Annotated in this window: 12 protein-coding genes, 1 riboswitch and 1 other annotated feature; of the genes, 4 read left to right on the forward strand and 8 right to left on the reverse strand. The window is 34.9% G+C overall.

Annotated elements, in window-relative coordinates; all coding sequences use genetic code 11:
* Positions 1–190: 190 nt before the first annotated feature.
* A complete protein-coding gene (locus tag AC1DMU_RS14740) occupies positions 191–1,435 on the reverse strand; it encodes an N-acetylmuramoyl-L-alanine amidase (RefSeq protein WP_088062968.1) in 1,245 nt (414 codons plus the stop codon).
* A 169-nt stretch (positions 1,436–1,604) separates the two neighbouring features.
* Here AC1DMU_RS14740 and AC1DMU_RS14745 point away from each other — a divergent pair, with 169 nt between their 5' ends.
* A complete protein-coding gene (locus AC1DMU_RS14745) occupies positions 1,605–2,090 on the forward strand; it encodes an 8-oxo-dGTP diphosphatase (RefSeq protein WP_088062967.1) in 486 nt (161 codons plus the stop codon).
* 28 nt (positions 2,091–2,118) lie between these two features.
* On the opposite strand, the gene AC1DMU_RS14750 is transcribed toward AC1DMU_RS14745, so the two are convergent.
* From AC1DMU_RS14750 to AC1DMU_RS14760, 3 genes are read right to left on the reverse strand one after another with little or no spacing between them, the layout of a single operon-like run.
* On the reverse strand, positions 2,119–3,744 hold the full coding sequence (locus AC1DMU_RS14750; protein ID WP_088062966.1) for a YndJ family protein: 1,626 nt from the start codon (positions 3,742–3,744) through the stop codon (positions 2,119–2,121).
* A 5-nt stretch (positions 3,745–3,749) separates the two neighbouring features.
* A complete protein-coding gene (locus AC1DMU_RS14755) occupies positions 3,750–4,361 on the reverse strand; it encodes a DUF4166 domain-containing protein (protein ID WP_088062965.1) in 612 nt (203 codons plus the stop codon).
* A 3-nt stretch (positions 4,362–4,364) separates the two neighbouring features.
* Positions 4,365–5,273, reverse strand: coding sequence for a DoxX-like family protein (locus tag AC1DMU_RS14760; protein ID WP_088062964.1), 909 nt, complete (start codon positions 5,271–5,273; stop codon positions 4,365–4,367).
* Between the two features lie 191 nt (positions 5,274–5,464).
* Positions 5,465–5,651: riboswitch (Lysine riboswitch) on the forward strand.
* A 200-nt stretch (positions 5,652–5,851) separates the two neighbouring features.
* Here AC1DMU_RS14760 and AC1DMU_RS14765 point away from each other — a divergent pair.
* Both AC1DMU_RS14765 and AC1DMU_RS14770 read left to right on the forward strand, forming a co-directional pair.
* Complete coding sequence (locus AC1DMU_RS14765; RefSeq protein WP_088062963.1) at positions 5,852–7,081, forward strand: aspartate kinase; 1,230 nt, start codon at positions 5,852–5,854, stop codon at positions 7,079–7,081.
* A 346-nt stretch (positions 7,082–7,427) separates the two neighbouring features.
* On the forward strand, positions 7,428–7,880 hold the full coding sequence (locus AC1DMU_RS14770) for a VOC family protein (RefSeq protein WP_087983092.1): 453 nt from the start codon (positions 7,428–7,430) through the stop codon (positions 7,878–7,880).
* A 234-nt stretch (positions 7,881–8,114) separates the two neighbouring features.
* Here the strand turns inward: AC1DMU_RS14770 and AC1DMU_RS14775 are convergent, their stop codons facing one another.
* Complete coding sequence (locus AC1DMU_RS14775; protein WP_088062962.1) at positions 8,115–8,519, reverse strand: helix-turn-helix domain-containing protein; 405 nt, start codon at positions 8,517–8,519, stop codon at positions 8,115–8,117.
* A 138-nt stretch (positions 8,520–8,657) separates the two neighbouring features.
* Positions 8,658–9,641 carry an aspartate--ammonia ligase gene (gene asnA / locus AC1DMU_RS14780; RefSeq protein ID WP_000284898.1) on the reverse strand — a complete coding sequence of 328 codons (984 nt, stop codon included), beginning with the start codon at positions 9,639–9,641 and terminating at the stop codon, positions 8,658–8,660.
* Positions 9,642–9,711: 70 nt separating this feature from the next.
* Positions 9,712–9,970 (reverse strand) — a binding site (T-box leader).
* A gap of 405 nt (positions 9,971–10,375) precedes the next feature.
* On the opposite strand from asnA, the gene AC1DMU_RS14785 reads away from it, so the two are divergent.
* Positions 10,376–10,510, forward strand: a complete 135-nt coding sequence (locus AC1DMU_RS14785; protein WP_000047588.1) for a DUF3934 domain-containing protein — start codon at positions 10,376–10,378, stop codon at positions 10,508–10,510.
* Positions 10,511–10,605: 95 nt separating this feature from the next.
* On the opposite strand, the gene AC1DMU_RS14790 is transcribed toward AC1DMU_RS14785, so the two are convergent.
* Complete coding sequence (locus AC1DMU_RS14790) at positions 10,606–13,800, reverse strand: DEAD/DEAH box helicase (protein WP_088062961.1); 3,195 nt, start codon at positions 13,798–13,800, stop codon at positions 10,606–10,608.
* A gap of 118 nt (positions 13,801–13,918) precedes the next feature.
* Complete coding sequence (locus AC1DMU_RS14795; protein WP_048543316.1) at positions 13,919–14,851, reverse strand: response regulator; 933 nt, start codon at positions 14,849–14,851, stop codon at positions 13,919–13,921.
* Between the last annotated feature and the right edge of the window lies 1 nt (position 14,852).

Here is a 14,852-nt window from a genome sequence, read left to right on the forward strand (position 1 = left end):
TTCCCTATTAAACTAACAAACTCTTAATTAGTCAACAGTAAAAGTATACGTGATAAAAATAAACTAATCTACCATTATTTTATTCATAATCAGCATAATACGATATATCTTTCTATTTCGATATAAAATTACAAAAACTTACATAAAAAGCCCACCTCTATATAGACGATGGACTTAACAATCAACATTGTTATTTCGTTAAACGAGATTTTGAAACATCAAAACCTTTCCACTCATAATAATCTAAAATACCCGCATAAATTGCCTCAGCAGCTATTTGTCTTCCAGATTCTGAAGCTAACTTCTCATAATCCGCGCTGTTATCTAAAAATGCTAGCTCCGTTAGTACTGCTGGCATCTCATTTTCTCTTAGTACATAAAAGTCTTCTGGTTTCACACCACGATCTCTTGTATCTAGAGCTTTAACTAATCGCTTTTGTATTTTATCAGCTAACATATAACTATCTTTTTCACGCTCAGTTAATTCTTTCTTTTCAGATCCTTTATAATAAAAAGTTTCTGTGCCATGTCCATCATGTTTTTGAGAAGCATTTGCATGGATACTTACAAAAATATCTCCATTATGTTCTTTCGCGAAATCCACACGATTTTTAAGGTCTTCTCCTTGTTTTTCACCAAGACGAATATCTGTTTCACGTGTTAACATCACACGGAATGGAGTATGTTTCTCTATTAAACTTTGTAATCTTTTAGATGTATCTAATACAATATCACTCTCATGTAATCCTTGTGTTGCTTTCCCAGGATCTGTTCCTCCATGACCTGGATCAATAATAATCATCTGTTCTACTAAAGGATTGCCTATTTTAAGTGAATCAGCCTTTGCAATAAACTGTGCTGCTTCTGCTTTCGTTACAGTTTTCTTAGGCTCCCACTTCTCACCAGTACCAAGAGAGATTCCTAATTCAACTAGGATGTTCGCTTTTTCTTTACCCCAATTTAATGTTTCTAAATCTTTGAATTTAGTTGCTGGAGTACCATTTACTTTAGAATCTAATTTGTAAGCTTCTACAAGAAGAGAGGCCATTGAAACTCGGTCAATTTTCCCAGTTGGGTCAAAGACGCCTGGGCCTTTCCCTTTAACAACACCAGCTTTTTCTACAGCTGCGATGAATGGAGTGTACCAATCGTTTTGAGAATCACCGAAAGATGGTTTAGCATTTTTATCGATTGGTAAGTTTAAGATTTTAGCCATCATTGTAGCTGCTTCGGCACGAGTGATTTCTTTTCCAGGCTCGAACATTCCTTTATCGTTACCTGTAACTGCACCTTTCTCTACTAAATAGTAAATAGAATCTTCTGCCCAATGTTTAGCTATGACATCTGGAAATTTTTTTGTTTGTGCGAAACTACTAGATGAATAAGATAATATACTAGCTGCGATTAATCCTGCTGCGATTATTCTATTTTTCATAGAATATATTCCCCTCTCAAGTACAATGTTTTTATGTAACAGACTCATTATAGTTCTGAAAATTAGTAATAGTCAATTGTAATTTGTATAATTTTGTATTATTATTGTATTTTTTGTCATATTTAACTATAATTAAAAACTATACGGTTTTATAAGAGGAGAGATTCATATGAGCAACAATTGGAAAGATATAGAACACCGTATGTATACAATGTGTATGATTCAGCGGAATAACGAAGTATTGCTAATACAGCGCCCCGATCATCTAGGATTCCCTGGTTACATCGCTCCTGGCGGAAAAGTAAATTTCCCAGAAAGTATCGTTCACGCTGCTAAACGAGAAGTAAAAGAAGAAACTGGATTACTTGTTTCAAATTTAACTTTTAAGGGATTAGATGAATACGTAAATCCGAAAGAAAACGTTCGATATATGGTATTTAATTATTGGACAGACTCATTTGAAGGCGAACTTCTTATGAATCCTCCTGAGGGCGAATTATTATGGGTGCCAATTGATACAGCATTAAATCTTCCTATGCAAGATTGGTTTAAAGAGAGATTCCCATTATTTTTTGAAAAAGGTACGTTTGAAATTCAACGTGTTTGGGACCGAGACTTAGATAAACAAGTTGCTATGACAATTACGCATACGTAAAAAAGCTTGGAATCTCTCCAAGCTTTTCTTACTTCTCCTCTATTTTCTTAATTTCATAATCAATTTCTAAAAACTTAACTCCAAATATCCACATTCTATGATTAGCTTCTAGTATATGATCCGTGCGCTCTTTTATAATAAAAGTCTCTGCTAACGGTAAACGTATTGTAAAGAAACGAGTATGCAAATAAATCCCCTCATCTCCCTTACCATTGCTTCTCAGCTTACTAGTAATGATTAAATCATTACTCTTATTACATAATTTCAAAATCCCTGTCATATTCGAATATGGTAAAGGTAATGTAATATTCATATATGTCTCGTTCATATATGTATGCTTTGAGTAAAGAGCTACAAAAATAGATTCTCCTGCTTCATTTTTTCTTAGCCAAGCCCTTACATTCTCCCTTCCATCTTTCTCATCTATTATCCCAACGATAGAGCCATGCATCGTTTCCCACTTACCGCCCATTCCTAAATGTATTTGTCCTACACACTTACTCATTTTCTCATAGCAAAATGCAACTGGACGAAACCAACGAGCCCACTTAATATGCGATTGTAACTCATACTCTTTTGTATTTTCATAAAAACGAGTAATACTTAAAGGAATCTTTGCCATGTCAAATCCCTCACTATGAAAATCGTTCATATTATCAACTAAACCTTTGTATTCCTTGCTATCTATTAAATTTCTGTTATGTAAAAATGCTTCTCCAACTGTCACATTTCCTCTTAACCTACTCATTGGTTTCCCGTAATATTTATAATTTGGAGCACTCTTTTCAATCAACCAGCCGACAAATGCTGGTAACGCTACTCCAATTCCATTGACAACACCGTGAATCCAAACCATTTGAGCAATTGTAATCGTCATTACATGTTTCAAATTCCCATACGAATATATAAGTGAAAACATAATTGTTACCATGAGTGTGCTAGACGATATGATTAGGAGAATCTTTGCACTAATAGCATTAAATTTCGTGCGCCAAACATACATCCCATAACCATAAATCGCGCATAAATATAGGAACACTGCAAAAAATTCAAATATCCTTGAGTACGTAATCCCTATTGCAACTGTCATAGGTGAAATGACGATGACAAACATAATAGCATCATATACTTTACTTCTCTTTTCTCTTTTCCTCCCAATTAAACCAGCTGATAACGGCAATAGAAATGCCGAATAATGAAAGTGTGCAGCTGTAAGCAAAACAATGTCGGAACTAAAGTGCATAATGGAAAGCTTTGCTACAGAAGCAAAAAACCAGAAACCACCTAAAAACAAATACATAAACGCACTATCGATAGCTGTCTCCTCTAACGGTTTCCATCCTCTTTCTAGCACTCTACTTACACCGAATAACGCAACGATTCCTGTATATACAAACCAAAGTAATGCAAAGAAATAGTGATTTGTTACGAAAGCTAACATTGCACTAATTGCTGCGATTGGATATAAAAGCGATACTAGTTTATAAAAGGATACATATGATCCACTTCTTGTCTTTTTATCAAGAATGCAAAATGACATYGGTATAAATAACAAAATAGATAATAAAATAATTGCTTCAACTGGGTTTACATTTGTCCACTCACATATTAGAAAAACAATATAACAAGCAAGCCCAACTATTATATTTTTCATATCATTTATTTCCTCTCCACAAATGTTCCCTTATATGAAAATAATGAACCGATTAACGGATTGCGTACTTGTACATGAATTCGAAAGCATTGTCGTGTTTCATCATAACTTTCTACAATGTTGGCCTCTCCGTATAAGAATCTAGGTAACGGGACTTTTCTGCCAAACATGTAAAACCATTGTTTCTTTGAGGAAATATGCATTGCCCCCACCTCATCAATATGAAAATTCAATGTAGAAACAAGTATGTGTGGTTCACCAAAACAATCTACAATTTCATTATTCTCTTCATCCAACTGCATAACGGCGTTAAAATATCTTTTCTTATTGTGAAAATAAAAAGTACGATTCCACCGCACAAGTTCATGTCCATATTCATCCCGCTCAGCGGTATTATGTATTGTAAATGGCACTTCCTTCCCCCGCTCAGAGAAAAACATACGGAACTTTGATGCAATTTTTAATATGAATTTTACGAAAAAAGAACCACCATAAATCTCATCCATCTTTCCTTCTCCAGTAAAACTATTTTCTTCTGTAATTTCATAGCGTTTCTGTAATTTTGGATGAAGCTTTTTATAAGAATCCCCTAATAGTCTTTCATACATATTAACCATACATTATCCCTTTCTCTTCCTCTTGCATTTTTTTGCACTTGGCAAATTCGCGCTATTTATATAACCGACAATTGATAATCCCATGAGTAGAACGTTTAATGTAATTGGATTAAACGGCTCTGTAAAGCTTGCAATATTCGTAAGCCCTGCCGCTATCGTTAAGGCTATTAACATAAAAATATGTACGATAAATACTTTTCGTTTTGGAAATGGCAACAGCCATAGGACACCAAAAATAATTTCTAGTAATCCAATTATTTTAAGTACAAAAATACTATGTTCCGTTGAACCAATTATCACAGATAACATCTTTACTTCTTCTGAATGGGTAAACATTAGTTTCGGCACTATTCCTTGATATATCCATACAAAAGCAAATAAAAAACATACGAGCCAATATGTCATTGTTCTTCTAATTAGTAACCTAGGGTGCAATCCCTTTTCTAACCATAATTTTAAAGCATCAAAGCTCCAAACAGTCGCCCAGCCTAATAACGGCCGAAACATATAAAAATCTATTACGTTCCCTATACGACCAAACCTCGTATCATAATCATATTGCGTCTCAAAATGAATGTGTTCTTTACGAGGGGTATACTTCCAATAACCACGCCCTGTTTGAATAAGAGATAATCTATTATCCGTCCAAAATTTTAAAGAAGAAATACGTTCTCCCGTTTCTTTTCTTATTTCACCTATCGATTCTCCTTCCCCAGCTATTTCAAGTCCAAATCCGATCTTTGTTTTATATAAAAACTTCTGTGGTTCTCCTTCTTTTTTCTCTAAATATGAAATTTCAGTAAAGCGAGCATCCCATTCTGTATGTATATGTGGTTCTTGCGTGTATTCCCATAATTTCTCCATTGTTGTGTTCATTTCTGCCGAAACATAAATAGGCTTTTTCCCCTTCATTCTTCCACCTCCAATGCACTATAATTTTAATGTACATGCAATGAATTTATTTTGCTACATTTTTCACAAACTTTCTCAGAAATAGAAATAATTTTTAAAATATATATAAAACACTTGATTCCCCGAAAAATTTAAATTATTATAAAACAAATGTTACCAACAACTTCATAAATCAAACACTCTCGCCTAAAACGTGAGATAGAGGTTGCGATACTTATGAGTATTCTAATGGAGACACAGAGATGTCTATGAAATTAGATGAAAGGAAGTATTGCCGAAATCGATACATTTCTCTGCATTTATCGATTGGGGCTGTTTTCGAATAGAAACAGAACTGTCATATGTACAGACGTGTATGTATGAAGAGCTATCTACAAAAAAGAGATATCATTTTTATGGTATTCCTTTTTTGGCGGTTTTTTTATTAGCTCCGTTTTCTGTTTCCCTTTTCCTGTAACAGCACCATCCTCACTTATTTGAGATGGTGTTTTTTGTTTTTTCTCTGGTAACTACAGGAATATTGGGATCTATATATGTCCTAATCTATTCTTAAAAATGGATGAAAGAAGGAATTCGTAATGGAAACGATTGTACAAAAATTTGGTGGCACTTCTGTTGGAAGCGTTGAGCGCATTCAACATGTAGCAAATTTAATTATTGAAGAATATGAACGAGGACATAGCATCGTCTCTGTCGTTTCAGCAATGGGAAAAAGCACAGATGAACTCGTAGCACTTGCTGACGCGATTTCAGAAAATCCGAGTAAACGCGAAATGGATATGCTTCTATCAACAGGAGAGCAAGTTACTATTTCATTATTAACGATGGCACTACAAGCAAAAGGTTATAACGCGATTTCATTAACAGGATGGCAAGCTGGTATTACGACAGAATCTGTACATAGTAGTGCACGGATTACTGACATTCATACAGATCGAATTCAATCTTATCTTACTGAAGGTACGATTGTTATTGTAGCTGGCTTCCAAGGAGCCAGTAAAGAACATGAAATTACAACGCTTGGACGTGGTGGTTCTGATACAACTGCTGTTGCATTAGCTGCTGCACTGAAAGCAAAAAAATGTGATATTTACACGGATGTGACCGGTGTATATACGACGGACCCACGAGTTGTAAAAGATGCTTATAAAATAGATGAAATTTCTTATGACGAAATGCTAGAACTAGCAAACCTCGGTGCTGGTGTATTACACCCGCGTGCTGTTGAGTTTGCTAAAAATCATAATGTCATGTTAGAAGTTCGCTCAAGTATGGAACAAGAAAACGGAACAATTGTAAAAAGAGAATGTAACATGGAACAACAATCAATCGTTAAAGGTATTGCATTTGAAGATAATATTACACGCGTCACAATGAAAGGATTGGAACAAGGTGCACTTTCAACAGTTTTCTCTACATTAGCAGCGGCACATATTAATGTAGATATCATCATCCAAAGTATTACAAATGAAGGAACTGTTCACCTCTCCTTCTCAATCCATTCTAATGATTTAAAAGAAACATTAGAGGTATTAGAACAAAATCAAGAAACACTTCACTATGAATCTGTAGAATATGAAAATCATTTAGCAAAAGTATCAATTGTAGGATCTGGTATGGTCTCTAATCCTGGTGTTGCTGCAAATATGTTCACTACTTTAAAAGAAGAAGATATTCATATTAAAATGGTAAGTACATCAGAAATTAAAGTGTCTGTCGTTATTGACCGCCTTCATTTAGTAATAGGTGTCGAGGCGCTTCATCAATCATTTATGGCGAAAATTGAGCCTTTAGTGCAGATGAGTTAATTTCCACCAGTAAAACTTAAAATAAATTATATAAATCTATTTCCTTCCTATATTAATAGCAATAGGGTCGGAATATTTTGCGGGCAAGTCGAAGTTATATTATCGAATAGAAACTACATTATTGAATTCTTAAAATGATAGCATTCTCGAAATAAAGTTCGCGCATATTTCAATAGTAGAGGGTTTAAAAAGTGTTGTTCGTTAACAAAATGTTTTATACTATACCCGAAAACACCTTGTCACATTTTCCTACACTGTGACAAGGTGTTTTTTGTTTAGAAGAGATTTTAGTATAATTATGAGGAGAATTAACTAATAAAATTATACATATAAGGAGATAAAGACTATGGCAAACAACAGATTACTAAGAATGGACAATGTCAGCATCGTTGTAGAATCCCTTGATAACGCAATCTCTTTCTTCGAGGAGATTGGACTAAAACTCGAAGGGCGAGCTACTGTCGAAGGTGAATGGGCTGGTCGCGTAACAGGACTCGGTTCTCAGCGCGTAGAGATTGCTATGATGGTTACGCCAGATGGCCATAGCCGAATTGAACTTTCGCGATTTCTCACCCCACCTACTATAGCAGATCACCGGACAGCTCCTGTAAATGCCCTCGGTTATTTGCGCGTCATGTTCACCGTTGAAGACATTGACGAAATGGTATCGAGACTTACAAAGCATGGTGCTCAGCTCGTTGGCGAAGTAGTTCAGTACGAGGACTCATATCGACTCTGCTACATTCGTGGAACCGAAGGTATTTTAATCGGTTTGGCGGAAGAACTCGGTAACAAATAAGTAATGTTTTATATGAAGTCTTTGCCGAAGTAAAAATACTTGAAAGAACTTTACGCTTAATAAAACTTAGATTTTGAACCCCGTCCTAGCTTTAGAACGGGGTTATACTTGTTTGAGCTTTTTAACATACTATCAACATCCCGAAATCATTATAAAACAATTCAATTACTTGTTATACTCTTTCCTAGGAAATATAACGGACTCTTCTCACTTCTTATCATATATATCTTTTCTTTAAAAAAATGATCTGAACTCATTCAAAATAACTTTCTTCACGTCAGAGTAAAAAACCATCATGAATAGTGCAATTCCTAATAAAATCTCTTGCATTCCTTCATAATCAAGGAAAGCACTCACAATTAGCAAACCACATCCAATGTAGAAACCAAATTCATTCTCTTTCTCAAAATCTTCATCAATATGTATTTTCTCTTTTAAATTTTGGTTCCCTTTTATTAGCTCATCGAGCGTAACATTATACATTTCACTCAATAAGATCAAATTTTCAATATCAGGGCAACTTTTATCATTTTCCCACTTATATACCGCTTGCCGCGTTACACCAATTTTCTTAGCAACATCTTCCTGTGAAAACCCTTTTGACTCTCGTAATCTTTTAAGTTGTTGTCCTAAGCTCATAACGTCCCCTCCTTTAACAAATTATTACATAAAAGGATCCAAAAAAGAAAGAAACCATTAGTAAAACTCACTGTAAACCATTCGTTTACACAATAAAAAAGAGAGAATAACTCTTTGAGTTATTCTCTCTCCCTTCTATTAAAACAGATGAATGTTTTCTTTCTTGCAAGCTTCACGTAAATCGTCAGGCCATACAGAAGATTGAACTTCACCAATATGTGCTTTACGTAAGAAGTACATGCACATTCTTGATTGTCCAATACCACCGCCAATTGTTAACGGTAGTACGTCTTCTAAAATACCTTTATGGAAATCGTACTCACGTTTGAAGTCTTCACCTGTTTTCGTTAACTGCTCATCAAGTGATTTACTATCAACACGAATTCCCATTGATGATAATTCGAATGAAGATTGTAATACTGGGTGCCAGAATAAAATGTCACCGTTTAATTTCCAATCATCATAATCAGCTGCGCGTCCATCATGCTTTTCACCTGAACGAAGTGCATCACCAATTCCGATAATGAAGACTGCACCGTGTTCTTTCGCAATTGCATGTTCACGATCTTTCGGTGTTAATTCTGGATATTTATCTTCTAGTTCTTGGGAAGTGATGAAAACAATTTCTTCTGGTAAATACTTTCCAAGGAACGGATACTTTTCAAATAAGTGGTCTTCTAAATCTTTGAATATTCCATAAATTGTTTGTACTGTTTCTTGCAAGTAATCTACAGTACGCCATTCTTTTTGAACGATTTTTTCCCAATCCCATTGGTCAACGTAAATGGAATGTGTTGCATCAAGTTCTTCATCACGACGAATCGCGTTCATGTTTGTATATAAACCTTCACCAGCTTCATATCCGTATTCATGTAATGCGAATCTTTTCCACTTCGCTAGTGAGTGAACAATTTCTAATTCTTCTCCTGAATGTAACATATCAAATTCAATTGGACGTTCTACACCGTTTAAATGATCGTTTAATCCTGATTTTTTCGTTACGAATAATGGTGCAGATACGCGGAATAGTTCAAGGCGTTTTGCTAATTGATCCTCGAAAAATGTTTTAACTTCCTTAATTGCGATTTGAGTCTCTCTTACTGTCATTAATGATTGATACATGGTGGTTTCCTCCTAAAATGTTTGGATGTTGTGAAAAGAAGCCAACAAAAAAAGCCCTTCTTTCCCAAAAAACTGGGACGAAAGACTTTGGTTCCGCGGTACCACCCAAATTAGCAACAGAGGTTGCTCACTTATACAATACGGAGATGAAATATCTCGATACTGTTCTTCTTGTAACGGCGAAGTTCCCGGCTAAGTCTACTTTCCTGTAAAGGATTTCGGTTAGCAACTCCAGGAGGTTCTTCATAATAGGCTTCGTATCAGGCTCACACCACCCCTGACTCGCTTAAACTACTTCCTACTACTACTCGTCCTTTCATAGTCGTTTTGTTGTCACATCTCTGAAACATTTTATTAATGATTATTCTATACAAAAAATAAAGAAAGTCAACAAAATTTTAAAAATATTTTTCAATTCTTTATTTTACGGCTTTATTGATTGTTTTCAATATAACGTCTTCACTTCTTTTGTCTTGTCAATCCAAAAAACGTTTCACTAACCGAAACTAACATATACACAACAAGTAATGTAATCGTTCGAAATATAGAATCCGCAGTATTTCGTATTATTTTCATTTTCTTTGTAATTCCTTTCAGTTTACTTGCAAATTCGTGTTATACTATAACATTCAAGCAGTTTATTTTTACTTAAAGCAATCATAGTCATTTATAAAGAGTATGTTCTAAATCATTGACTATTATCAAATAAGATTTTTATATAACGGAGTGATCATATGAGTAAAACGAAAGCAAAACCGAAAAAAGGTGTAGGGCAAGGTACAGGAAGTAAAGGATGGAATCGTTGGCAATCAAGTGCAAAGAAAAAGGCAGCTGCCAAGCCATATAAAAGTAAAGGGACTAAAAAATAAATTCTGTATTATCTCTTTACTTTGTTCAAAACAAATTATAATTATTACACTAAAAAAGCTATGCTCTCATACATGTGAAAGCATAGCTTTTTATATTAAATCATTAAAATATCTCGTATTTCTTCCTCCGTGATTGATGATAATTTCTCTTCTCCTGGCTCAATCACTTCAGCGATTAAATTTTTCTTACTCTCTTGCAGTTCATGCATTTTTTCCTCAATTGTTCCGTGGGCTACTAATTTTATAACTTGTACTGTATTTTTTTGTCCCATTCGATATGCTCTATCAGCTGCTTGTTGTTCAACAGCTGGATTCCACCATAAATCGTATAATATAACCGTATCGGCACCCGTTAAGTTAAGACCCGTACCACCAGCTTTTAAAGAAATGAGAAATAGATTCCCTTCCCCCTCGTTAAACCGATTACATAGCTCTACACGTTCTTGTGATGGTGTACTCCCGTCTAAATAAAAGTATGGAATCGCTTGACGATTTAACTCACGACCAATAATAGACAGCATCTTCGTAAATTGAGAAAAGATTAAAATTCTCTTACCAGTACTTCTGCATTCCTCTAGTATCTCTAATAGTTGTTCAAATTTAGCTGAACTACCCTTATAATCATCAACGAATAAAGCCGGATGATTACAGATTTGGCGCAGTCTTGTTAAGCCAGCTAAAATTCTAATTTTATTTTTACGTAACGTATCTTTATCTAAATGTTTTAACGTTTCTTCCCTTAATTTCGCTAAATAAGCAGCATAAAGTCTCTTTTGATCTGGTAATAACTCCGATGACTGTAAGTGCTCTATTTTATCTGGAAGCTCCTGTAATACGTCTTCTTTTAATCGTCTTAATACGAAAGGTTTTACGCGCTTCGCTATATCTTCGCGCCTTAAATCACCGAATTCTTTTCTTCCTGGTAATAATTCCGGAAATACAACATGGAAGATAGACCATAGCTCTTCTAATGAATTTTCTACTGGCGTTCCCGTTAGCCCGAAACGAAATTCAGCTTGAATTGTTTTCACTGCTTTTGCAGTTTGGGTTGTAGGATTTTTAAACGCCTGTGCTTCATCAAGAAACAGTGTATGAAACGGCCTCGCATACGATCTTATATCTCTTCTCAGTAATGGATATGACGTAATTACGACATCAAATTCCACTATGTCTTTTAATATTTTTCGCCGCTCTGTTTGATTTCCATCTGCAATAACCGCTCTAATATGCGGGGCGAATTTTTTCAATTCACTAAACCAATTGTAAACGAGAGAGGACGGTGAAACGACTAATATAGGTAGTTTCTTTTCTCGAATTTCAGGCAACACAGAATCTATGTAAGCAATACTTTGCAGCGTTTTTCCAAGTCCCATATCATCTGCTAAAATACCACCAAAACGGTAATAGGCGAGTGTTTTCATCCACTCAAATCCGTATACTTGATACTCTCTCATTACAGCATTTAAAGTTTGCGGCACTGTAAACTTTAATTTTTTCGGATTTTGAATGCTTTCTACTAAATCTTGAACAGACTCATCTAAACTTAAAACATTACCTTCGTGAAATCCGTTCATCCATTTTACACTCCGGATAAGCGGAACGTTCACTTCTTCTCCGTGTAAAAACTCTTTCCGAATACCCGATTCTTTTACAAACTGATTAATTTCATTAAATTCTTTGCTCTCTAGTGATAATAAAGAACCATTCGCTAATCGGTAATATTTGCGTTTCTCTTCCAGAGCCACTAATACACCTTTAATTTCTGCTTCCGGTATTCCTTTTATATCAAAACGAAATGATAACCAATCAATTCTTTCTTTTCTTCTCACTCTAATAAGTGGTGCTGTATCCCCTTTATGAATACGTAATTTAATTGCTGTCGTCGCATAAATATCAACTAAGCCTTTTAACGACGGAACGACGTGATATAAAAAGTTATACTCAGCCTCTTCATTATGCATAAAGTAACCACCTTCTGTTTTCGCGAAGGCACTTTCACTCATAATGTCTAAAATCTCTTTTTCCTTTTTCTCATCACGATTAAAAACAGACGGCTGTCCGTCTTCTTCTAACGGATTGATCATGACGTTTCCATAATGAAATTCAAGACCTGCTAACAAACGATTTTTCACTCGATCTAAATACAGTTTTGCTTTTAGCGACGGCGTTTCAACACGATCTGATATTACTTCATCAATGCGTACGGTTCCCAGTTTCATTAATCCTGGCACAACTTTCGCTACAAAATGTTCCATCTTACTTTCAGGAATATAAAACTGATTGCTATTTGAGCGACTCATCATCTTTTGCAATTCAATAAGTCGCATACAATCTTCCATAGGTAAATGATATAATTTCCCATCGTAAAGAGCGTTGTTATACATTTCCATCACTTGAACACGATTTAGGCCGTCTATATGAAGTGTGAATCCACCATTATTTCCTTTCGTAAACTCAAAATGTAATGGCAATAAACCGTTTGAAATTTGTAAGCCCTGAAACTGTTGTTCATTTTGTTTCAGCTGTACATACTCAACTTTAGAAAGTGAAGAGAGCATATCTTTCCACGAAGCTGGCGGTATGAATATCATACTTTCATCTTGTTTCGCATGTACTTCTAACGCATCTTCATACATTTTTTCATTATGATACATTTTAATAAGCTTCTGAATAACCGCATCTGTTTCTTGCCTGAAGCTATGTACATCTGGTGTGTATGTAAATTCATTAGAACAATGAAAAGTCTCTCTTTTCTCCACTTTAGAAAGAAATTCTCTAATATGCTTTATAAAATATGTTTGCGCAAGTTTTAACTGAATTCCAAGAAGGGCCCCACCACTTTTCGTATCCACTGGTGAACATATAAAAGCCACATCTAATATTTCACGTGTATCAAAACGGTGTTGTTTACTTTTTGGCCTAAGTGGTTTGTCTGCAAACAACTGAAACATCCCGCTCGTTAATTGATCATTTCCGCTCATATTTTCGGACATGCCGCCCGTTTGCTGGTTATAATTTATTTGTATTAGTACGGCTGCAACATGTTGACAATACGTTTGAAAAGACGCTAATGAAGGACAACTACATCTCGCAACTACATCACCTTTTTTAGCTTTTTCTACTGTAACATGAAAATCCTCATTCCCTTTTACCGTCGCCTCACAAATTTCTTTCGTTTCATCATAATGATTCACGATTACTTTATTTGCTTTATAATAAGCTTCGCCTCTTTTATATGAGGTCTCTCCACATACTTCTTTAATAATCGATTTATTTAATGTAAAACTCATTGTTTTGACACTTCCTTAATGTAAAACCATTTTCTCTTACTTAACATTTTACATGCTCTACGAGAAAATATAAAATATTGATTGAACAAAAAAAGATGCTTATTTATAAGCACCTTCTTCACTCTATCTCCATCAACCGTTTCGCCTCAAAATATAACACTTGAATAAATTTTTTCGTATTAATTCGTATATGGCCAGAAGTTGCTACTTCATCCTTTGTCATTTCTGTCATCCGTTTTCTAACTACAGTGAAATCAAAAAATTTCGGAGCATAGCTTTCAAATTTTGGATTTGAAAAGTCTGTTAGTCCGAGGGAGGCTAAATGATTCAATGATTGATAAATTGCTCTGCGGACTCTTTGTTCAGATGCTTTTTTCTCTTTATCAATATCCGTATGTAAAGCTTCATCCCCTAATTTTTTTATCGTAATATAGTGAAAAATATCTTTTAACGCAGGAAAGCCAAATTCAAATGTTTGCGCCTTTTCTTGTCCGTATAAATATTCCAGCATACTAAGTAAATCTTTACTTCCGTTCTCTCCCGCAATACCAAGCTCTGCTAGTAAGAAGCGTCCTGAATCTGATATCTTTTTTCCTTCTTGTACTGTTTCACTACGCATTGGCGGCTTTTCCCACTGAAACACATTATTTAATGATTTTTGAATGTCATGTATAGAACGTTCCAAACGAATACGCTCCATCACTTTTCGTACAACAGATACTACTTCTATTTTATTTAGTGGTTTTGTAATATAATATTCCACACCAAGTGTATACGCCTCACCAATGAGCTGTTTCGATTCAACTTGGGAAATCATAATAATTTTCCCAGTAAATGAAGACGCTATATGACGAACTGTTTCAATGCCGTCTCTCATCGGCATTAGTAAATCAATAAATAAAATATCTACTTTTTTATAATTTAGCTGTTCTGCTTCAATAAACGCTCCATCTTCCGATTCTCCAATTACTTCCCCAAGATCGCCATCCTCAATAATTTGCGAAAGCATTGAACGGAAAACTTCATCATCATCTACAATATAATAAAACAAA

The organism is Bacillus sp. 01N45, from assembly GCF_056399205.1.

Coding starts and splice junctions, on each gene's coding strand:
- AC1DMU_RS14740 (WP_088062968.1), bottom strand. CDS start 1,435: ATGAAAAATAGAATAATCGCAGCAGGATTAATCGCAGCTAGTATATTA.
- AC1DMU_RS14760 (WP_088062964.1), bottom strand. CDS start 5,273: ATGAAGGGGAAAAAGCCTATTTATGTTTCGGCAGAAATGAACACAACA.
- AC1DMU_RS14775 (WP_088062962.1), bottom strand. CDS start 8,519: ATGAGCTTAGGACAACAACTTAAAAGATTACGAGAGTCAAAAGGGTTT.
- AC1DMU_RS14785 (WP_000047588.1), top strand. CDS start 10,376: ATGAGTAAAACGAAAGCAAAACCGAAAAAAGGTGTAGGGCAAGGTACA.
- AC1DMU_RS14755 (WP_088062965.1), bottom strand. CDS start 4,361: ATGGTTAATATGTATGAAAGACTATTAGGGGATTCTTATAAAAAGCTT.
- AC1DMU_RS14770 (WP_087983092.1), top strand. CDS start 7,428: ATGGCAAACAACAGATTACTAAGAATGGACAATGTCAGCATCGTTGTA.
- AC1DMU_RS14745 (WP_088062967.1), top strand. CDS start 1,605: ATGAGCAACAATTGGAAAGATATAGAACACCGTATGTATACAATGTGT.
- AC1DMU_RS14765 (WP_088062963.1), top strand. CDS start 5,852: ATGGAAACGATTGTACAAAAATTTGGTGGCACTTCTGTTGGAAGCGTT.
- AC1DMU_RS14790 (WP_088062961.1), bottom strand. CDS start 13,800: ATGAGTTTTACATTAAATAAATCGATTATTAAAGAAGTATGTGGAGAG.
- asnA (WP_000284898.1), bottom strand. CDS start 9,641: ATGTATCAATCATTAATGACAGTAAGAGAGACTCAAATCGCAATTAAG.